Source organism: Bradyrhizobium sp. HKCCYLS3070 (assembly GCF_051167575.1).
GTDB lineage: Bacteria > Pseudomonadota > Alphaproteobacteria > Rhizobiales > Xanthobacteraceae > Bradyrhizobium.
In genome coordinates this window covers 407,769-428,922 of record NZ_JBNPTI010000005.1, presented here as the reverse complement: position 1 = coordinate 428,922, position 21,154 = coordinate 407,769, and the positions used below count along the sequence as shown (strand labels likewise).

The window sequence follows — 21,154 nt, the reverse complement described above, 5'->3', positions numbered from 1 at the left end:
CATACCCCGCCAAAGCGGGATATCCAGTCCGCCGCTGCTCTCGATGCCATCACGGCCGTCTCGGCGTACCGGATCGCCCGGTCGAGCCGGGCGATGACGGAAAGTGGCGCTACGCCTGCTCCGATCGTCATTGCGAGGAGCGTAGCGACGAGGCGATCCAGGGTTGCGCAAGGCACCCTCGGATCGCGTGGTAGCTACGCGCATTACCCCGCCGGATAGCTCGTCGCATACGCCTCCGTCAGCGCCTCATCGAGCCGCCGTCCGGCGCTGAAACCTGACAGCGTCGCGGGACGGGTGACGCCCGGCAGCAATCGGCCATCGGGCTCCGGCGACCCGATCAGGGTCTGCACCGGAATGCGCTCGGCATAGATCGGCAGCGCGTAGTCCTCCTCATCGTCGATGACGCCCGCGGCGCGGATCTTCGCCGATGCCTTTTCGATCTCCATGGTCACGACCGACGTGGCCTTGAGCTCCTGCTCCGTGGTCTGGCGCAGGCTCGCAGTGCGGCCGGGAAACAGGCGATCGACCATCATCACCAGCGCGCGCTCCTTCTCGGCCTGATCCTCGATCAGCCGGGCATGGCCGAACGCCATCACCGAGCGGTAGTCGGCGGAATGATGGAAGGCGCTGCGGGCCAGCACCAGGCCGTCGAGATGGGTCACCGTGAGACAGGCCGGCTGTCCCTCGGATAGGCTGCGCAACATGCGGCTGGCGCTCGAGCCATGCCAATACAGCGTCGTTCCCTCGCGCCAATACAGCGTCGGCGTGCAATAGGGCTGGCCGTCGATGACATAGGAGACGTGGCACAGCGTTGCGGAGTCGAGCAGGGCATGGACGGTCGCATGATCGTAATGGGCGCGCTGATGCCGCCGCTTGACCCGGTTGGTGTCGTCGACGGGATAGCTCGGCATCTGTTGTTCGGACATCGTCAGTCTCCTGTTTCCGTCGACGTCATGCCATGGCAAAGTGGTTGTCGGGAGTTCCACTTCGATGCGAAAGCAGCCAACCACTTCGCGGCGCCGCGACGACGTGCTGGCGCTGCCGATCCACCTCGACCGCAGCATCCGCAGCCAGTCGCAGCAGGTGCACGGCGCGCTGCGCACCGGCATCGTCGATGGTCTGCTCGCGCCCGGCCTTCGTCTGCCTTCGACGCGCGGGCTCGCCGAGCAGCTCGGCGTCCGCCGCAATGCGATCGTCACAGCCTATGAGGCGCTGCTGTCGGACGGCCTGGTCGAGGCGCGCCACGGCGCCGGCACCTATGTCGCGGCACGGCTGCCCGCACCGCAGGTCGCCGCGCCGGTCGCCGAGCTGGATGTTCGCATTCCGCCGCGCCGGCCGTTCGCGCTCGGCTGCACGCTGGTCGATCCCGTGCTCTTGCGGCGACTCGCCGCGGCCAGCCGGCGCCGCATCGCCCACGCCGCGCCGGATGAGCTCGGCTATGGCGATCCGCGCGGCAGCCTGCATCTGCGCAGCCAGGTCGCGCACTACCTTGCCGCCAGTCGCGGCGTACGCTGCGACCCAAGCTGCATTCTCATCGTGAGCGGCACCCAGCATGGCTTGCGGCTGTGCATCGACGCGTTGCTTGCGCCGGGCGATCCCGTCTGGTTCGAGGATCCGGGCTATGTCGCCTCGCGCCATACGTTGAGCACGACCGGCGCGAAGCTGGTCCCGGTGCCCGTCGATGATGAAGGAATCATAGTCAGCTCGGGCGAGGCGGCGTACATGGCGGCCAAGGCCGCCTACGTGACGCCATCGCATCAGTTTCCGACCGGCGTTGCGATGAGCATGGCGCGGCGCATCGCGCTGCTCGACTGGGCGCGCAGGGCGGACGCCTACATCTTCGAGGACGACTACGACAGCGAGTACCGCTTTGCCGGCCCGCCGCTGACGGCGCTGGCCGGAATCGGCGGCGAGCGCGTCATCTATCTCGGCACCTTCGGCAAGACGCTGTTCGCGGGACTGCGGCTCGGCTACCTCGTGGTGCCGCCGGCGCTGGTCGCGCGGGTCGTCGCGGCGCGCGCGGCGCAGGACCGGTTTCCGCCGGCCTTCATGCAGGACGCTCTGGCCGACCTGATGGCCGACGGCGTGCTCGCAGCCCACATGCGGCGGCTGCGCCCGCGCTATCGCCAGGCGCGCGACGTCGTCGCCGAGGCGCTCGCCAAGCACGGCAAAGGCAGCCTGCAACTGGCCGCGCCGTCGCAAGGACTGCATCTGCTGGCGACCTTGCCGCCGGCAGCGCCGAAGGGCACGGCGAAACTGATCCGCGACCGCGCCGGCATCGAATGCCGGCTGCTGTCGGATGCGCGGATCGTGCAGCGCGGGCCCGACGGTTTCATCCTGGGCTATTCGGGCTTTGCGGCGAAGGATCTCGCCGATGCCGCCAGGCGGCTCGGGCGCGCCACCCAGGACATCCTGGGCGCGGCGGCGCGCCGCCGCTGAGCATCATCGATGCCGCGAGTGTGGCCGAGCCGGCACGTCGGGCAAATCAGCAGGGCTATGAGCTTCCGGGAATCTACACAGAGGCTCCGCTTGCGTGTCGCGCGCAACACGCCGGTCTGGATTTTGTTCAGTTCGTTCAACGCGCTCTTGACGACCGATCGCGCGCCTGCATTTTCTTCTTTCGTTTTTTCGAAAATCGTGCTTTGGTAGCGCATCCCGCCTCACCGCAGAGGGGCGTAGCGCGCGATCGTCACGACACGCGAGGTGGGGTGCGATGGCCGCGCTGTTGCCGCAGCATGCTTGTCCAGCGTGCGGACGAACGGCAATACGCGGACGTGAAGTCGCAGCGTCCTGATACCCCGATGCTGGTATCACGCGCAGTGCGCGCAAGCGCATTGCCGCAATGGTGGCCAACAAGCCCGGCGCACCAGGGAGACTGCGTATAAGCGTGAAGACCATCGCGCAGGGAATGCCGGGTTGAACCGGCTTTGCCTGTGGTACCTGCCGCCTGCATTTTTTTCGCAGGCGGGCCATGGGTGGGGCCTTCACCCGGCATTCCCTGCGCCCTTTGCACTTCCGAGGGCGAGACGGATCGTAAGCCTCGGGCATCATCTGCCGCGAGAACGCGCCCTCATGTTCATGGCTGTTCGAGATGCGGATTGGAGCAGATGCGCGTCAGGCGACGCGGATGCGCGCGGTCGCCGCAATCGCGACGCGCTCATTCATAGGGATTGTGCTCGGCGTTCGTCATCGTCTGGCGCACCCGGCGCAAGGTGATGGGCGTGCCGTCGGAGACGAACTGCAGCTCATAGGCGCGGCCGCTGTCGTCCTTGGCGGAGCAGGTCACGCTCGTGACCTTGAGCATCGCGAAGTTGCCGACCTGACGGCACATGCCGGCCGAGCTCTTCGTCGCCGGCACCGGAATGCCATCGACCTTCGGGCGATGCTTGGAATTCAGCAGCATCCTGTCGATCGGCAGTTCGTAGACGTTCTGGATCGACCTGCGGCCATTGATGCCGGAGAACGCGATGATGTGGCTCTCGTCAGCGGGATCGTCGAGCGCGACGGTGAAATGGGCGCGCCCCTTCTCGCTGTGAAAGAACGCCACCGTCTTGCAGGAAAATTCGCGGCCGTCGACCTTCGCGGTCCGGCAGGTGCCGGACATCAGCGCGTAGAGATCGATGTCGGGCCGCTCCTCCGGCGAGCTCGTCACCGGCATCGGCTGCTGAGCCAGGCAGGGCGTACCCAGGAAGAGACCGAGCGCAACGGCAGCAAGACGAGGAAAATGCAGGGGCATCCGCGGGGTGAGCCTGGAGGAATCATGACGGCGCGAGAGGTTAAGCGATGTGTCAGCTTTGCGGCAAAAAGAGGTCGGACGCCAGTGCGGCAGCGTACATCGCGCCAGCGCAAGCCCGGCGCTGTACGGCACGGGTGGTCGGTCGATACCGCAAAAGGAATGGAAAGTTCCGTGCGCACGCCGCGCACTCGCTCGCGCTCCATGTCGAGACGGAAGGCGCGGTGCAGCGGGCTCGGCGCGTCACAGGAATCCGGGGCGGCGCTGCCGCGGAATGATCTTCAATCTCCGGGACTATTTCGCCGACTGCGCCCTCTGCTTCCACAGCGCCCAGGCGCGGTCCATGATCACCATGTTGACCGCGTCGGCCTTGGCGGCCTCCTCGGCGCTGAGATAGGTGACGTCTCTGCCGAGCCCGATCGCCTGCGCCTGCAGCTTCGCATTGACGTCGGTGTAATAGGCGCGGAACACGGCGGCCTTGACCGACGGTCCAACCGCGACGTCGCCGTGGCCGCGCATCAGCACCACCGATTTGTCGCCAAGCGTGGCCGCCAGCGATTTGCCGATCACATTGTTGCTGACCAGCATGTTGGTGGCGCCGAACTCCTTGCCGATGTCCCATACCGGCGCGCCGGTGCCGAGGAAGGCGGCGTTGTGATACAGCGGCTTCAAGGGTGTATGGCTGACGCTGAACGGCACGACGCCCGGCGAATGCGTATGCACCACCGCGCTGACGTCCGGACGCGCCTTGTAGATCTCGGCATGGATGAAGCGCTCGAGGAAGACGGCGCGGTTCCTCGCATCGACCGGTTCGCCGTTCTCGTCGAACTCCATGATGTCATTGGCCGTGACCTGCGCCGGCGCGATCGAGCGTGCCATCAGGAAGTGGTGCGGATTGGTGGGATGCCGCGCGCTGACATGGCCGAAGGCGTCGACGACGCCGAGATCGGCGAGGATGCGGCTGCCGGTCGCGATGTCCTCGAGCAGCTCGCGGGGGACACCAGGGATGGCGTCTTGGGCGCGGGAAGGGCCGGCGGAGAGGAGGGAGAGGAGGGAGGCTGCTACGGCAATCGCGGCGAAGCGGCTGAAGCTGGACATCTGGCTCTTCCTCCCGGCCTTCGTTGTCTAGGCTCGTTGCTTCAACATACGCGTCATTGCGAGCGAAGCGAAGCAATCCAGGATGGTGGCTGGGACCCTGGATTGCTTCGCTTCGCTCGCAATGACGGGGAGAGGTTTGAGCGAGGCAATTGGCATGGCAGGGTGAGCCCTCCCTCAGGTCACCGGAGCCGGATTGAACAAGGTCAGATCGTTGTGGATGCCCCAGCGGTCCGACCATGGCTTGGTGCGACCGGAGGCGACGTCGAGGATCAGCTTGAACAACTCCCAGCCGGTTTCCTCGATCGTCATCTCGCCGGTGGCGATGCGGCCGGCGTCGAAGTCGATCAGATCCTTCCAGCGCCGCGCCAGCTCGCTGCGGGTCGCGACCTTGATGACGGGCGCCGCCGCAAGGCCGTAGGGCGTACCGCGGCCCGTGGTGAACACCTGCAAGGTCATGCCGGATGCGAGCTGCAAGGTGCCACAGATGAAGTCGGAGGCCGGCGTCGCCGCGAACAGCATGCCCTTTTGCCTGGCCTTCTCGCCCGGCGCCAGCACGCCGTGGATCGGACCGGAGCCCGACTTCACGATCGAGCCCAGCGACTTCTCGACAATGTTGGCGAGGCCGCCCTTCTTGTTGCCGGGCGTCGTGTTGGCGCTGCGATCGGCGCCGCCGCGCGCGAGATAGGAATCGTACCAGTCCATCTCACGGATCAGCGCGCGGCCGACGTCCTCGTTGATGGCGCGCCGGGTCAGCAATTGGATCGCGTCGCGAACCTCGGTCACCTCCGAGAACATCACGGTCGCGCCCGCGCGCACCAGCAGGTCCGCCGCGAAGCCCACTGCGGGATTGGCGGTCACACCGGAGAACGCATCGCTGCCGCCGCATTGCAGGCCGATGACGAGATCGGACGCCGGGCAGGTCTCGCGGGTGCGCTTGTTGAGTTCGGCAAGGCGGCGATCGGCCTGGGTCATGATGGCGTCGACGATGGCGCCGAAGCCGTCGAAGGCCTCGTCCTGCATTCGGACGATCGAGTCTTCAGTGCCTTCCGGCAGCAGCCGCTCCGGCGCGAGCTTCTCGCAGCCGAGGCCGACGACGAGGATCTCGCCGCCGAAATTCGGGTTCAGTGCGAGGTTCTGCAGGGTTCGGATCGGCACCACGGCATCTGGCGCCGTGATCGCGACACCGCAGCCATAGGCGTGGGTGAGCGCGACGACGTCATCGACATTCGGGTACTTCGGCAGCAGCTCGCTCTTGATGCGCTTGATCGCGAATTCGAGCGTCCCCTTGACGCATTGGACCGAGGTCGAGATGCCGAGCACGTTGCGGGTGCCGACCGAGCCGTCGCGATTGCGATAGCCTTCGAAGGTGTAGCCTTCGAGCGGCGGCAGCGGCGCCGGCACTGCGGTGGAGATTTCGAGCTGATCGAGGGCAGGGGCCTCAGGCATGTCGATGCGAGCCTCGTCCACCCATTCGCCGGATGCGATCGGCGACTTCGCATAGCCGATGATCTCGCCGTAGCGGACGATCGGCGCGCCCTCGGCGATGTCGACCAGTGCGGTCTTGTGGCCCTGCGGGACGAAGCTCCTCAGCGTCAGGCCATCGGGAAATTTGGTGCCGGCAGGCAGGCCGAAATCGTTCACCACGATCGCGACGTTGTCGCGCGCGTTGAGCTTGATGATGCGGGGCTCCTGGTTGGCGACGACCTGCTGGTTCATGCTGGCTCCGTTCCGCTCCGGTGGGTGGGCAAAGGCGCGGAGCGCCGTGCCTGCCTACTTGCTTCTTTCATCCGTCGGTGGGCACACTTCGCTTTGCCCACCCTACGATATTCGCGAGACGGCATCGCCGGGCTCGGTGAACCTCGCCCCGCTTGCGGGGAGAGGTCGGATTGCATCGAAGGTGCGATCCGGGTGAGGGGGCACAGGTCCATCCGCTCACACTGCCCGTGCGGCCGCCCCTCACCCCGACCCTCTCCCCGTAAGAACGGGGAGAGGGAGTGGACCGTCGATGCGGCCCGTCTGTTAGCTCACGGCGGACGAGGCTCACACCGGGAAGGTGTAGGCCGTCTTCACCGTCGTGTAGAATTCCCGCGCGTAGGAGCCCTGCTCGCGGGCGCCGTAGCTCGAGCCTTTGCGGCCGCCGAACGGGACGTGATAGTCGACGCCGGCGGTCGGCAAATTGACCATCACCATGCCAGCCTCGCTGTTGCGCTTGAAGTGCGAGGCGTATTTCAGGCTGGTGGTGCAGACGCCGGCCGCGAGGCCGAACTCGGTGTCGTTGGCGATCGCCAGCGCCTCGTCGTAGTTCTTGGCGCGGATGACGCAGGCGACCGGTCCGAAGATCTCCTCGCGGGCAATGCGCATCGCGTTGGTGGCCTCGGTGAACAGCGCTGGCTGCATGTAGAAGCCGGGCGTCTCGCGGTTGAGCAGCTCGCCGCCCCAGGTGAGCTTGGCGCCTTCGTCCTGGCCGATCTTGAGATAGCGCTGATCCTGCTCGAGCTGGTTGGCGTCGACCACCGGGCCGATATGGGTGCCCTGCTTGACGGCGTCATCGACCACGAGGCCCTTGAGCCGCTCGGTCATCGCCGCGACGAACTTGTCGTGGATGCCCTCGGTGACGATCAGGCGCGAGGACGCCGTGCAGCGTTGGCCGGTCGAGAAATAGGAGCCGTTGACACAGGCTTCGACCGCGACCTTGACGTCGGCATCGTCGAGCACGACCATCGGATTCTTGCCGCCCATCTCCAGCTGGAACTTCTTCATCGGGTTCGACAGCACGCAGGCCTGCGCGATCTTGCGCCCCGTGCCGACCGAGCCGGTGAAGGAGATCGCGTGAACATCCGGATGCTCGAGCAGGGTCTGGCCGACCACCGAGCCGGAGCCGACGACGAGGTTGAAGACGCCGGCGGGAAGGCCGGAGCGCGCGATGATCTCGGACAGCGCATGCGCCGAGCCGGGCACCAGCTCCGCCGGCTTGAACACGACCGTGTTGCCGTAGCAGAGCGCGGGCGCGATCTTCCAGGCGGGGATCGCGATCGGGAAATTCCAGGGCGTGATCATGCCGACGACGCCGACGGCCTCGCGGGTGATCTCGACGTCGAGGCCCGGACGGACCGAGGCCCCCTTCTCGCCGGTGAGGCGCAGCGCCTCGCCGGCAAAGAACGCAAAGATCTGGCCGGCACGGGCGACCTCGCCGATGCCCTCCGGCAGCGTCTTGCCCTCCTCGCGCGCCAGCAGGCGGCCGAGCTCTTCCTTGCGCGACAGGATCTCCGCCGAGATCTTGTTGAGCGCGTCATAGCGCTCCTGCGGCGTCGAGCGCGACCAGGCCGGGAAGGCGGCCTTGGCGGCGGCGATCGCCTTCTCGGTCTGCGCCTTGTCGGCCTTGGCGTATTCGCCGACGACGTCGTTGGTGTTGGACGGGTTGATGTTGCGGGTCACCCCGCTGCCGTCGACCCACTCGCCGGCGATGAAATTCTTGAGGATCGCGTTCATGTTGTTCTCCAGACTTTGCGCGATTGCTCGGACAATCTAACCGATCGCCCCCGTCATCGCACGAGACAGGGGCGCTTGTCGTCGAAGGTCCAGCCGGGGATCAGATACTGCATTGCGACGGCGTCGTCGCGTGCACCGAGCCCGTGGCTCTTGTACAGCGCATGGGCCTTTTCGATGGCGCCGCGGTCAACCTCGACACCGAGCCCAGGTTGCTCGGGCACGGCGATCCTGCCGCCCTTGATCTGCAGCGGCGCCTTGGTCAGCGCCTGGCCGTCCTGCCAGATCCAGTGGGTGTCGATGGCGGTGACCTTGCCCGGCGCAGCGGCGGCCACGTGGGTGAACATCGCCAGCGAAATGTCGAAATGGTTGTTGGAGTGCGAACCCCAGGTCAGGCCATTGTCGCGGCACGTCTGGGCGACGCGCACCGAGCCCTGCATGGTCCAGAAATGGGGGTCGGCCAAGGGAATGTCGACCGCGCCGAGCCGCAGCGCATGGCTGAGCTGCCGCCAGTCGGTGGCGATCATGTTGGTCGCGGTCGGCAGGCCCGTGGCGCGGCGGAACTCGGCCATGATCTCGCGGCCGGAGAAGCCGGCCTCGGCGCCGCACGGGTCCTCGGCATAGGCCAGGATGCCGTGCATGTCCTTGCACAGCCGGATCGCTTCATCGAGCGACCAGGCGCCGTTGGGGTCGAGCGTGACGCGCGCCTGCGGGAAGCGTTTTGCGATGGCGGTCACCGCCTCGATCTCGGCTTCGCCCTTGAGCACGCCGCCCTTCAGCTTGAAGTCGGCGAAGCCATAGGCGTCGTGCGTCGCCTCGGCGAGCCGCACCACAGCTTCGGGCGTCATCGCCTCCTGATGTCGCAGCGTATACCAGCCGTCCTTCTCGCGCTCGCCGGTGGCGTAGGGCAGGTCGGTCTTTTTGCGGTCGCCGATGAAGAACAGATAGCCGAGCGCCTCGACGGAGGCGCGCTGCTGGCCTTCGCCGAGCAGGGCCGCCACCGGCAGGCCGAGATGCTGACCGAGCAGGTCGAGCAGCGCGGATTCGACTGCGGTCACCGCATGGATCATGACGCGCAGATCGAAGGTCTGCTTGCCGCGGCCACCGGCGTCACGATCGGCGAAGGCGGTACGCATCGTGGCGAGGATGGTGTTACAGGCGCCGATGCTCCTGCCCACGATCAGGCTCTTCGCATCCTCCAGCGTCTGCCGGATCTTCTCTCCGCCGGGCACCTCGCCGACGCCAGTGTGGCCGGCATTGTCGGTGAGGATGACGAGGTTGCGGGTGAAGAACGGCCCATGCGCGCCGCTGAGATTGAGCAGCATGCTGTCACGGCCGGCCACCGGAATGACCTCCATGCCGGTGACGATCGGCGCGCCGGAGATTCCGGTGCTGGTGGCTGCGTGACTCATGTGCTCCTCCCGGTCTTCTTCCTATCTCCGTCATTCCGGGGCAGCCCGTCAGGGCTGAACCCGGAATCCAGAGATTGGCTTGCGTCTCTTCTTATCCATCAACTCGGAGATTCCGGGTTCAAGGCCTTGCGGCCTTGCCCCGGAATGACAGCAAGATCACTCCGCCGCCTGCTGTGCCGAGACGGCGCCCGGCAGCGCCTTCACCAGCGCCGTCAGCTCCGCCATCTCCTCCGCGGTCAGATCGGTCAGCGGCAGGCGGACAGGGCCGGAATCGCGGCCGATCACCTTCATGCCGGCCTTGATGATCGAGACCGCGTAGCCCTTCTTGCGGTTGCGTATCGCGATCAGCGGCAAAATGAAATCCTTCAATCCGGCCTGGATGGTGGCGTGGTCGCGCTTGCGCACTGCGGCATAGAAGTTCGTCGCGAACTCCGGCACGAAGTTGAACACGGCCGAGGAGTAGGTCGTCACGCCCATGTCGAGATAGGGCAGGGCGAAGGTCTCGGCGGTCGGCAGGCCGCCGATATAGGTCAGGCGGTCGCCCATCCTGGTGTAGACACGGGTCATCAGCTCGATGTCGCCGATGCCGTCCTTGTAGCCGACCAGGTTCGGGCAGCGCTCGCACAGCCGTGCCAGGGTGTCCGGCTGCAGGATGGCGTTGTCGCGGTTGTAGACGATGACGCCGATCTTGACCGATTTGCAGACCGCCTCGACATGGGCGGCGAGGCCGTCCTGCTCGGCATGCATCAGATAGGGCGGCAGCAGCAGGAGGCCGTCGGCGCCGGCCTTCTCGGCGCCAATCGCGATCTCGCGCGCGATCGCGGTGCCGTAGCCGGTGCCAGCGAGCACGGGCACGCGGCCCTTGGTCTCGTCGACCGCGACCTTGACCACCTCCGGCACCTCGGCGGCGGTCAGCGAGAAGAACTCGCCGGTGCCGCCGGCAGCGAACAGGCCCGCGACGTCATAGCCGCACAGCCAGTCCATGTTGGCGCGATAGGTGGCCTCGTCGAACGAATAGTCGGCCTTGAACGGCGTCACGGGGAAGGAGAGCAGGCCGCTGCCGATCTTCGCAGCCATTTCCGTCGGGGTCATCTTGCTCATCGCGCGGGTCCTTCACGAATGTCCTTGGGAACGGGCGCGGCCGGCGCCGGCGCGCATTCCCCCGGGCGATGTCGTAGGACCAAGTTCGATGCCGGTCCAAGCCAATGATGGTATCGATTGATGCAGATCAGATATCAATCTTCCGCGTGCTGCACGGCGAGATTGCCGGCCAGCTCGACCAGTGCCGGCAGCAGCGGATTGTCGTGATCGCGCCGCCAGACCAGGAACAGCTCGGCCGGCGTCGGGTTGCGCAGCTTCAGCGGCCGCAGCCGGACATCGGCGATCTTCAGGCTGGAGGCAGCTTCGGGCACGATCGCAAGCCCGAGGCCGGCGCGCACCATCGCCAGGATCGAGTGGATCTGGCTCAGATGCTGCACGTAGCGGGGCAGCACCTCTGCACGCATGAACTGCGACACCAGGAGATCGTGGAAATAGCGCGCCTCGGTCTGCGAATACATGATGAAGTTCTGGCCGTCGAAATCACGGATCGACACGGCCTCGGCGGAGGCGAGACGATGGCGGCGCGGCAGCGCGGCGCAGAGCGGCTCGGCGACGACGCGGCGGGTGGCGAATTCGGGGCGCGCGATCGGCGGCCGCAGCAGGCCGGCGTCGATCTGGCCGGAGGCCAGCGCCTCGATCTGGTCGCCGGAGACCATTTCCTTCAGCGACAGATCGGCTTCTGGAAGCTCGCTGCGGCAGGCGGCGACCAGATCGGGCAGGAAGCTGTAAGCCGCGGCCGCGGTGAAGCCGATCTTGAGCGAGCCGCTCTTGCCGCTGGCAATGCGCTGCGCCACCTGGGCGGCGCTCTCGGCCATTTTCAGGATGCGCCGTGCCTCGGGCAAAAAGCTGCGCCCGGCCGGCGTCAGCTTGACCGAGCGGCTGGTGCGCTCCAGCAGCACCGCATCGATGATGTGCTCCAGCACCTGGATCTGCCGCGACAGCGGCGGCTGCGTCATGTTGAGCCGGATCGCGGCGCGGCCGAAATGCAGCTCCTCGGCCACGGTGACGAAGCAGCGCAGCTGGTTGAGGTCGAACATCGATGCGTCCTCGGCATGGATACGGCGGATTGTGCGGGCTTGGTAGCATCGATTGGGTGCCGTGGGAATGTTGGCGGGATCATCGGCCGCGGCTTGGCAGACGCGCCCAGCTCGGCGGTTCGCATCAGGCGGGGCCACTGCCTGCCGCGGCCGTCATGCGCGGAGCGAAGCGATGATGCAATCCCGAGTCGCCGGCCGCCGTGGTGCCCGCGCACATGTTGACATCTGCAATGCAATACGCCCGCGGCGTGCGCCGCGCATCGCCGGCCATGCCGCGGCCGACGACCCCGGCTGCCACCTCGCCAATGCCGAGATCGGCCTGACCGTGCCGGCCAACCGCATCACGACCTCACTCTATCCTATCGCGGAAGTGAATCAGGAAGCTCCGCTGTCCCAAACGTCCGGAACGAGATCTCCTTCTCCGTTGTGGCCAGCTACTGAGCCGCACGTTGCGGGCGCGGCGCTGCGGCTGTCCATGGCGAGCGTCAGGTGCCTGCTCACTTGGCGGATGCAGCAGCGCGGGCATCCGCAATGGCCTGCTTGAAAGCCTGTGCATTGGGGACGCCGGGGATGCGGAAATGGCCGATGATGAAGGCCGGCGTGCCGCGGAAGCCGAGGCCCGTGGCCTGCTCGTGATTGCGCGCGAGCACGGCGTCGATGTCGGCGTGCTTGGCCGCGAGGTCGGCCTTGGCGCGGGCGAGGTCGATTCCGGCACCGCTGAGCGCCGCATCGACCTTGGCCTCGGACAGCTTCTCATTGAGCGAGATCAGCGCCTCATGGGCCTCGGCGAACTTGTCCTGATATCTCGCCGCCAGGGTGAGGCGTGCCGCGTAGATCGAGGCGCCGCCGAAGATCGGCCAATCCTTGAAGACGAGACGGACGTGACCGTCGTCGCGAACCACCTTGGCGAGCTCCGGGCTGATCTTGCGGCAATACGGACACTGATAGTCGAAATACTCGACGATCGTGATGTCGCCCTCGGCGTTTCCGACAGCAGGGATGGCGGGATCGTGCAGGATGCGCGCTTCGCTCAGAATGTCGGTGTCGTCGTCCTCGGCGCGAGACTGGATCGGCAGGATGGCCGCAGTCAACAGCAGCAGCATGGCGATCGATGCGGCAAAGGTCTTCGTGGTCATGACTTGTCGTTCTCCTGATGAGGGATGGTCGAGGCGGTGTCGATGGCGTCCAGCACGGTCTGCGGCGTCAGCAGTTCGGGGAGCAGGATGCCGTTAGGAGCTCCGGGGCCGAACACGACGTTGAACGGCAGGCCGTAGCGGCCAAAGGATCGGAGATAGGTCGCGATCGCGTCGCTGGGTGAGGTCCAGTCCGCCTTGACGGCAACGACGCCCGACGCCAGTCGGCTGCGCACGGCCGTGCTGTCGAGCACGAGCTTCTCGTTGACCTTGCAGGTGACGCACCAGCTGGCGCCGATGTCGACGAAGACCGTGTGACCGGCCCGCACCTGCGCCGTGATCTCGGCGGGCACCAGCGGCTGCCAGGCGATTCCGGCCGGCCGGCTTGCGCCGTCCGGCTGCTTGACGGAGGTGGCGGCGATCAGCGCCAGTCCGATCGTGCCGGCGAGGCCGGCTCCGGCGATCGTTCGCCGCAACGGGAAACGGAGCGACGCCATGATCAGAGCGGGGACGAGCAGCGCAGCGGCAAGGACGGCCGCAGTCGAGGGTCCACTGATGTCGGCGAGCACGATCAGCAGCCATAGCGCGGTCGCCGCCATCGCGAGCGCTGCAAGCACGCGCAGCTTCAGCATCCAGCGGCCGGGCCGCGGGAAGAGTGCGGCAAGGCCTGGCGCCGCGGCCAGAGACAGATATGGCGCAGCCATGCCGAGCCCGAGCGTGGTGAACACCAGCAGGATTTGCGGTGCGGCCTGCGACAGCGCAAAAGCGACGGCGGTCCCGACGAACGGCGCGGAGCACGGCGTGGCCAGCAGCGTCATGACGAAGCCGTTGATGGCATGACCTGCCATCGTCCTGTGGCTCGCGGCGTTGCCAAGGCGGCCGGCGATCCACCACGGCAGGCTGATCTCGAACAGGCCGAGCAGGTTGGCACCGAATGCCGCGAGCACGATGATCATCGCGATGAGGAAAGCGGGCTGCTGAAACTGCAAGCCCCAGCCGACCTCGGCGCCCGCGGCCTTGAGTGCGGAGAGGACGGTGGCAAGTGTCACGAACGAGGCGACGATGCCGGCCGCCGTCGCCAGGAATGCCCGGCGCGGCGAGGGCGCGTGTGCGGGATCGTGATCGACCAGCGAAACGAGCTTCAGCGACAACACCGGAAACACGCAGGGCATGAAGTTGAGGATGAAGCCGCCGAGCAGGGCCACGCCGAGCATGGTCCAGATCGATGCCGCCGAAGGACGCGGTGCCGGTGTGGCTGCTTTGGCCGCAGAAGCGCGAGCAGCTTGATCGGCATCCACCGGAAGCATGGCCTCGATCGATCGGTCGCCATCGACCAGGGTGACCCGCAGGCGTTGTCCCGGACCGGCCTGATCGAAGCCTTGCACCGGCACGGTGATCCGTACGCCGCCGTCCGACATCGGGCTCACCTGGGGACGGCCGCCGGACACGGCATCGTTCCCATCAAGGAAGACGTCGGGCGCGTGCAGTGGCGGCGTCGCATGCGCCTCGAGCTGCAGATGCGGCTTTGGTTGCCGATCGATGCGCAACGCCGTGATGGAGAGCCCCGGCGAGCTCGCGCGGGGGACGCTCTGCCGCCATTCGTCGATCAGCGCCTGATCGTTCGGCCGGTGCGAGACGGCGGGGATGTCGGCCTCGAGATGGGCCTCCTGCTGGGTGCAGATGACCGAGCAGACGAACAGCACCGTTTTCAGTGTGAGATGTGCGGGCGCCGCTCCATCCTCGAGCCGCACGCGCAACGGAAACAGCACGTGCTCAGCGTAGCCGAACGTGTCGATATCCTGCTCGCTGAAGCGGCTCGGCGCCGGCCATTCGACGGTGACATCGGCGACGTTGCGTGAGCCGCTCCAGTCGAATTCGGGTGGCGCGCCGGCATCGCCGGGTGAGCGCCAATAGGTGTGCCAGCCTGCATCCAGCCTGACATCCAGTCCGGCCCATGCCGCGGCCGGGCCGCCGTCTGCTCGCGTGACGTCGCCGACCAGCAGGCGCGTGTCGACGTTCGCCTGCGGGCGCAGCTCGCCCGCGACAGCGGTCGTCGCCGCAAGATGGAGCAGGCCGAGCAGCCATGCGAGCCGGCCAAGATGACGGATGGACATGATGATCTCCCGCGCGCTGATCGTGCATTGCGTGGCAGTTGCGCTGCGCGACCCGGCGCAAGGCGCGCCTGGCAATGGGCACCTTAAGCCGACCTGCACGACGCACGATCGATGGTGGATATTCGTCCGCTCAAGTCGCGACGTTACGCGGCCCGTAAGCCGATGACGACGGAAGGATCAGGCGTGGCGACAGGGGGGACGGTAGGGCGAGGACGCGTCGCATTGCGTTGTCAGCGCCTCGTCATAGGGGCGCCAGGACAGCGTCCGGGAGGCGGCAACCGGCTGCGCCGCCGCACTGTCGCTCGCCGGGACGGCGGTCAGACCAGCCGCGGCAAACGGACACGTGTTGATCATGCCCGGGATGACGGCCTTCCTGCAGGGCTTGGGCGCGCTCGTGGTCGTTCGGGACCATTGGTGCGCACCGGCGCCGGCGTCTGCCGTTGCAACCTCGAACGTTCCGAGCAGAGGCGCCAGACTCAAGACGAGCGCGATCAGCGCCGCTATCAGGCGGCGTGTCATCGCTGGCATCTCGAAATCAGCACGCCTCATCTTGGATCAATTTCTCCAATTTGGACTGGTCGCGCAGACCGGCCGCTCTTGGCAACTGACATCTTCGTGACACCGCGAGCTCGCGGCCAAGCCGGCATCGCGTGAGCAAAGCGAGTGGTTCTCAAAGTACGTTGATCGGTACCTTCAGGAATGTCTTTCCCGTCGCGTCCGCGGGAGGAAGATGTCCGGCGCGGATGTTGACCTGAAGTGATGGAATGATCAGGCGCGGCATGCCGAGCGTCTTGTCGCGCGCCTCGCGGAGCGCGACGAACTCGTTCTCGGTCATCCCGTCTCGCGCGTGGATGTTGTGGAGCCGCTCCTCGCCGACGGTCGTTTCCCAGCGCACCGCGCGGTCGTTGGGGGCATAGTCATGACACATGAACAGCCGGGTCTCGCGCGGCAGCGTTTCAAGGATCTTCCGGATCGAGCGAAACAGCGTGCGCGCATTGCCGCCTGGAAAGTCGGCCCGCGCCGTTCCCCCGTCGGGCATGAACAGGGTGTCGCCGACGAAAGCGGCATCGCCCATCACATGTGTGGCACAGGCCGGCGTATGGCCGGGCGTGTGCATCACGAAGGCCGTCATCTGTCCAACCTGATAGGTGTCGCCATCCTTGAACAGCCGGTCGAACTGGCTGCCGTCGCGGCGAAACTCCGTGCCCTCGTTGAAGACCTTGCCGAAGGTCTCCTGCACGGTCAGGATATGTTCGCCGATGCCGATCTTGCCGTCGAGCTTGTCCTGGATATAGGGCGCAGCGGAGAGATGATCCGCATGCGCATGCGTTTCGATCAGCCACTCTGGCCTGAGGCCGTTGATCTTCACGTAGTCGATCAGCATGTCGGCGGAACGGGTGCTGATGCGGCCGGCCGCGTAGTCGATGTCGAGGACGGGATCGACGATCGCGCAGGACGGCGATGACGGGTCCTTCACCACGTAGCTGATCGTGCTGGTGTCAGGATCGAAGAATCCGGCCACCTTCGGCTGCACGCCGAGATCGATTGGATAGGACATGGCTGCTGCTCCACGATTTGGCTCTGGGGCGGCATCGCCGCCCACGCCCCGTTTTGTCGTCCAGAACGGTCTAAGACGTCGGATTGGACTTCGTTCCGCAGGTATTGATGCCGAGCATCGCGTAGGGCGGGCACCAGCCGGTCAGTGCGGTGCCGAGCGGGATCAGGCCCAGAAGGCCCCACAAGGTGTGCGGCCCTACGACCGTGAGACTGAGGATGGCGAGTCCGACGATGATCCTGAGCAGCCGGTCGATCTTGCCAATGTTCTGTGTCATGTCGCGCTCCCTTTGGCTTGCGATGATGCAGACGATAGAGCGGGACATTGCGCGGGTATGTAACTAAGTCACCAAGAGACGCCGGTTCCTAGCCATGCTGGGCCAGCTGGACGAGCGCCGGTCTGTCGGTGATCTCGACGATTCCGCGAGCCATTCGCAACCAGCCGCGCCTTGCGAATTCATTGAGCTGCCGGCTGATGACCTCGCGCGCGCTGCCGAGCTCGTTGGCGAGCTCCTGATGCGTCGCAGCGATCTGCTGCTTCGCCCCGGCGAGATCCAGAAGCTTCTGCGCGAGCCGCACATCGATCCGCTCGAACGCGACTTCCTCGATGATGCGGAAGAGATTGGTGACACGGCGGCTGAACGCGGTGAAGACGAACTGGCGGAATTCGCGCGAGCTGGCGATCAGCCGGTCGAACAGCGCGCGCGGGATCGCCACGGCACGGATCCGGGTTTCCGCGATGCCCTCGGCCTGGTATTCCTCGTAACCCATCAGGCAGGCCGTGGTCAGCGCGCAGCTCTCGCCTGCCTGGACGCGGTAGAGCACGATCTCGCGGCCGGACTCGGACGTCTGCTGCACGCGGATGGTCCCGTCCAGCAGCAGCAGGAAGGAGTCCGGCGCCTGGCCGGGGCCGAAGATCCGGCTGCCTTCCGGAAGCTCGACAATGAGGCTGGCCTCGCGCAACTGCGCGGAGATCTCCTCCGGCAATTGCCGCAACGGCGGGAAAGCGAGCGTCCAGTCCTGCTTCGACGGCATTACGACATCCGGCTGCGCCACATCGGCGTCGTCCAGACTTGCCATAGGATCGCGCGTGGGTCGAGGGACGGGATCTGCCCCCGTCCCCAATCTTCGGACGAGAGAGCTCGCATGGACTCCGGCAGCGCGTTGCCTTGCCACCGATCGGCGTCTCACGCATGCGCGGCCGTTGCAGGTGGGCCAGACCAAAAGGTTGCCGCACCTGCCGGCAGAGCAAGGCCCGCATACTCTCGGACCGCGCCTTTCCTCGCTCTTTGCTCTTAGCTCTTGGTGCTTGCCGTCTTGTCGAGCGCCGCCCGCAAACCCTTGGCGAGCTTGATCGCATCATCGTTCGCCCAGAAGTGCATGAAGAAGAGGCGGGGGTGTTCGTCCAGCATGTGACTATGCAGCGCCGTGACCTCGATGCCGTGGGCACGGAGCGTCCGGATCACGGGGTTCACCTCCTCCCCGCTCAGCACGAAGTCACCGGTGACGGCGGCCTTGCCTGCGCCGGTCGGCTGGAAGTTGATGCCCGTCGCGACGCCCATCGCCGCGACGGGAGACAAGGATAGTCCACCCTCGACGATGGGATCGCGTCGCGGCACGCTGAACTGATAGACCTCGCCATTGGCCTGTCCTTTGATCGCCAGGATCTGATCGAGCTGCGCCGTATCGAGATCGATGTCCGGCGGCGGCGTAGTCGGCGACGCCGCAACCGTCAACGGTGTCTTGCTGTCGGCGAGGGCGTCGCGGATGGCGGACGCGAGTTTGACGGGATCGCCGTGACCGGCAACATGCATGTAGAACGTTGCTGGGCTCGCGCGGAGCAGATGGTTGTGCACGGCGCTGATTTCGAGCCCGCCGGCGATCATCTTCGCCATCACCGGATTGACCTCTGATTCCAGCAGGACGAGATCACCCATGATCATGGTGCCGCCATGCGCCGGCTTGAACGCGACCCAGCCGCCGAGCGCGAGCGCCGGCCGGATGGTTACGCCGTCCAGGGTCACCGCGAGATCGGTGCGCGGGAAGCCGTACCGGCGGACGTCTCCCGCCACGGACGGCTTCCGGCCCAATGTCTCGTCGACCTTCTGCCAATCGATGTCCTGTGCGCGCGCCGTCGAGACGATCGGTCCGGCGCCGTGTGCGAGGAGGCAGGCGCCGAGGCCCAACAGACTCCAGATCGTGCTTCTCATCGTTCGCTCCTTTTGGTCTGGCACTGCCCCATGTTCCGTCGCAGCGTGCTCTCAGATGACGCCCGCAAAGCGCATCAGGATGCCCGCGATGCACGAGGCGGCGAGCACGACGAGCATTCCCACGTTGAAGCGGAAAATGGCCGTGGCGGCCGCAACCGACAGGACAACGGCCGGCAGGTCGATGCTCATCGGCCGGGGCGCGTCGAATGACAGTCCGAATCCCTGGATCGGAAAGGTCTCGCGGAAGAGGGTGTGCAGCGCGAACCAGATCGAGAGATTGAGAATCACGCCGACGACGGCGGCGGTGATGGCCGAGAGCGCGCCGCCGAGCGCCTTGTTTCCCCGCAACGCCTCGATGTAGGGCGCGCCGACGAAGATCCAGAGAAAGCAGGGCGCGAACGTCACCCACGTCGCCAGCAGTCCGCCCAGCGTGCCTGCGAGCATGGGAGACAGCCCGCTCGCCCCGCGGAACGCGGCCATGAAGCCCACGAACTGGACGACCATGATCAGGGGACCGGGAGTCGTCTCAGCCATGCCGAGGCCGTCGAGCATCTCGCGCGGAGCAACCCAGTGATAGTACTCCGCGGCCTGTTGCGCGACGTAGGCGAGCACGGCGTAGGCGCCGCCGAACGTCACCATCGCCATCTTGCTGAAGAAGATAGCGATCTGACCGAAGACGTCGTTCGGCCCGAGCAGGATCAGCAGTGCGAAGACGGGGGCGAGCCAGATCGCGAGCCAAACGGCCGCCACGCGCAGCGCGCGCGAAGCGTTCGGACGGACGTGATCCGGCACGGCCTCGCCGAGCATGCTGTCGATCGCGCCGGCGTTCTTGCCGCCGTGTTCGAGGGCTGCGAATTCCGGCCGGCCGAGGCGGGCAGCGACGAAGCCGATGACTCCGGCAGCAATGATGATGATCGGAAACGGCGCGCGGAAGAAGAAGATCGCGACGAAGGCTGCGGCCGCCAGTCCGATCATGATCCGATTGCGTAGCGCGCGCTTGCCGACGCGGACGACGGCCTGGATCACGATCGCCAGCACGGCCGCCTTGAGGCCGAAGAACAAGGCTTCGACGACGCCGACATTGCCATAGGCCGCATAGATGTAGCTGAGGCCCATGATGGCGAAAATGCCGGGCAGAATGAAAAGTGTGCCCGCAACGATGCCGCCGGTGGTCCGGTGCAGCAGCCAGCCGATATAGGTCGCAAGCTGCTGCGCCTCGGGTCCCGGCAGCAGCATGCAGTAGTTCAGGGCGTGCAGGAAGCGGCTCTCCGAGATCCAGTTCTTCTCCTCGACGAGGATGCGATGCATGACCGCGATCTGGCCGGCGGGGCCGCCGAAACTCAGACAGGCCACCCGGATCCACACGAGAAGCGCGTCGTTGAAGGAGATGCCATGGGCGTGCTCGGCCGCAACCGGCTTCCGCGATGCTACGACGTCCGTCATGACTTCACCTTGCTGGATGGCCAGTTGTGCGCCTCCTTCGTGGCGTCGCGGCACCAGCGGTAGAAGGCATCATAGAGCAGCAGCCCCGCGCTCAGCTGCTCCAGATCGTCGTCGTACATTCGCGACAGACCGAGTGAAGCGGCAAGGAGGCCAGGAGCCTCGGGCGAGAGATCAAGTCGCGCCGTATCCGCGGCCCGCACCAGCGTGGCGAGTCGTTCCAAGGGTGGTGTCCGCAGACCGAGCTCCTCGACCATGACGTCGAAGGTGCAAAGCTCGCCGCGGTGGCTCCAGAAGACATTCTCGATGTCGAAGGGAGTGGCTTGGAAACGCTCGGCGACCGCTTCGACTTCGGCCGGCGTCACGAACAGGAAGACTGCGGCCGGATCGACGAAGCGACGGATCAGCCATGGACAGGCGATGCGGTCGATCTTGGGACGTGATCGCGTGACCCAGACGGTGCGGCCGCGGTCGTCCCTCGCGGGAATCCTGTCTGCGGGCACGGTCGGGAGTTGGGACTCCGTCCAGCCGACGTGGCCGCCCTCGAGGACCTCGGCTGCGACGTTGCTGCACCGGAGCCAGGCCGCGGTGCCTTCGCTCAGCTTCTTGCCTTTCTGGCAGATCACGACAACCGATTGGCCGGTGAAGCTCGGTGCCCATTGCTGGACGTCGAGATGGGAGCGCCTGACGGCGCCGGGGATGAGGCGTGGGTCGGCGGCGAAATCCTCGTCGACACGCACGTCGACGAGCCGTGGCGAGGTCGCCGTGCCGATCAGTCGAGACAATTTTTCGGGTGAGATCGAGGTGTATGATGATGACATGCTGCGCCCTTGGTG

Annotated in this window: 18 protein-coding genes; 1 reads left to right on the top strand and 17 read right to left on the bottom strand. The window is 66.3% G+C overall.

What is annotated here, in order from left to right:
- Positions 1–203: 203 nt before the first annotated feature.
- Positions 204–926, bottom strand: a complete 723-nt coding sequence (locus tag ACQR03_RS19545; RefSeq protein WP_316226190.1) for a pyridoxamine 5'-phosphate oxidase family protein — start codon at positions 924–926, stop codon at positions 204–206.
- Positions 927–990: 64 nt separating this feature from the next.
- Here ACQR03_RS19545 and ACQR03_RS19540 point away from each other — a divergent pair, with 64 nt between their 5' ends.
- The gene (locus ACQR03_RS19540; RefSeq protein WP_316226189.1) at positions 991–2,439 is read left to right on the top strand and encodes a PLP-dependent aminotransferase family protein; all 1,449 of its coding nucleotides are present in this window, start codon (positions 991–993) and stop codon (positions 2,437–2,439) included.
- Between the two features lie 718 nt (positions 2,440–3,157).
- On the opposite strand, the gene ACQR03_RS19535 is transcribed toward ACQR03_RS19540, so the two are convergent.
- From ACQR03_RS19535 to ACQR03_RS19460, 16 genes are all read right to left on the bottom strand, one after another.
- Positions 3,158–3,736, bottom strand: a complete 579-nt coding sequence (locus tag ACQR03_RS19535; protein WP_315752328.1) for a hypothetical protein — start codon at positions 3,734–3,736, stop codon at positions 3,158–3,160.
- A gap of 291 nt (positions 3,737–4,027) precedes the next feature.
- Complete coding sequence (locus tag ACQR03_RS19530) at positions 4,028–4,831, bottom strand: class II aldolase/adducin family protein (RefSeq protein ID WP_315752329.1); 804 nt, start codon at positions 4,829–4,831, stop codon at positions 4,028–4,030.
- Positions 4,832–5,005: 174 nt separating this feature from the next.
- The gene (gene garD / locus ACQR03_RS19525) at positions 5,006–6,547 is read right to left on the bottom strand and encodes a galactarate dehydratase (RefSeq protein ID WP_434841441.1); all 1,542 of its coding nucleotides are present in this window, start codon (positions 6,545–6,547) and stop codon (positions 5,006–5,008) included.
- Between the two features lie 324 nt (positions 6,548–6,871).
- Positions 6,872–8,320, bottom strand: a complete 1,449-nt coding sequence (locus ACQR03_RS19520; protein WP_315713556.1) for an aldehyde dehydrogenase family protein — start codon at positions 8,318–8,320, stop codon at positions 6,872–6,874.
- Positions 8,321–8,373: 53 nt separating this feature from the next.
- Entirely contained in the window at positions 8,374–9,729 is a 1,356-nt protein-coding gene (gene gudD / locus ACQR03_RS19515) for a glucarate dehydratase (protein ID WP_315825339.1), read from the bottom strand.
- A gap of 156 nt (positions 9,730–9,885) precedes the next feature.
- The gene (kdgD, locus tag ACQR03_RS19510) at positions 9,886–10,830 is read right to left on the bottom strand and encodes a 5-dehydro-4-deoxyglucarate dehydratase (RefSeq protein WP_315825338.1); all 945 of its coding nucleotides are present in this window, start codon (positions 10,828–10,830) and stop codon (positions 9,886–9,888) included.
- A 134-nt stretch (positions 10,831–10,964) separates the two neighbouring features.
- Positions 10,965–11,867 carry a LysR substrate-binding domain-containing protein gene (locus ACQR03_RS19505; RefSeq protein ID WP_315713553.1) on the bottom strand — a complete coding sequence of 301 codons (903 nt, stop codon included), beginning with the start codon at positions 11,865–11,867 and terminating at the stop codon, positions 10,965–10,967.
- 497 nt (positions 11,868–12,364) lie between these two features.
- The gene (locus tag ACQR03_RS19500; RefSeq protein ID WP_315752333.1) at positions 12,365–13,003 is read right to left on the bottom strand and encodes a DsbA family protein; all 639 of its coding nucleotides are present in this window, start codon (positions 13,001–13,003) and stop codon (positions 12,365–12,367) included.
- Positions 13,000–15,114: a protein-disulfide reductase DsbD family protein gene (locus ACQR03_RS19495; protein ID WP_315752334.1), complete on the bottom strand. Its 2,115-nt coding sequence runs from the start codon at positions 15,112–15,114 to the stop codon at positions 13,000–13,002. The genes ACQR03_RS19500 and ACQR03_RS19495 overlap by 4 nt, the downstream gene beginning before the upstream one ends.
- Before the next feature lie 177 nt (positions 15,115–15,291).
- Entirely contained in the window at positions 15,292–15,633 is a 342-nt protein-coding gene (locus ACQR03_RS19490; RefSeq protein WP_316165875.1) for a hypothetical protein, read from the bottom strand.
- 151 nt (positions 15,634–15,784) lie between these two features.
- Positions 15,785–16,672: an MBL fold metallo-hydrolase gene (locus ACQR03_RS19485; protein ID WP_316200730.1), complete on the bottom strand. Its 888-nt coding sequence runs from the start codon at positions 16,670–16,672 to the stop codon at positions 15,785–15,787.
- Between the two features lie 70 nt (positions 16,673–16,742).
- Positions 16,743–16,946, bottom strand: a complete 204-nt coding sequence (locus ACQR03_RS19480; RefSeq protein ID WP_316200731.1) for a YgaP family membrane protein — start codon at positions 16,944–16,946, stop codon at positions 16,743–16,745.
- Positions 16,947–17,034: 88 nt separating this feature from the next.
- A complete protein-coding gene (locus ACQR03_RS19475) occupies positions 17,035–17,703 on the bottom strand; it encodes a Crp/Fnr family transcriptional regulator (protein WP_316174377.1) in 669 nt (222 codons plus the stop codon).
- Positions 17,704–17,963: 260 nt separating this feature from the next.
- Entirely contained in the window at positions 17,964–18,878 is a 915-nt protein-coding gene (locus ACQR03_RS19470) for a DUF1259 domain-containing protein (RefSeq protein WP_434841440.1), read from the bottom strand.
- A gap of 51 nt (positions 18,879–18,929) precedes the next feature.
- The gene (gene chrA / locus ACQR03_RS19465; RefSeq protein ID WP_434840890.1) at positions 18,930–20,321 is read right to left on the bottom strand and encodes a chromate efflux transporter; all 1,392 of its coding nucleotides are present in this window, start codon (positions 20,319–20,321) and stop codon (positions 18,930–18,932) included.
- Positions 20,318–21,139, bottom strand: coding sequence for a sulfurtransferase/chromate resistance protein (locus ACQR03_RS19460; RefSeq protein ID WP_315713545.1), 822 nt, complete (start codon positions 21,137–21,139; stop codon positions 20,318–20,320). The genes chrA and ACQR03_RS19460 overlap by 4 nt, the downstream gene beginning before the upstream one ends.
- Positions 21,140–21,154 lie beyond the last annotated feature (15 nt).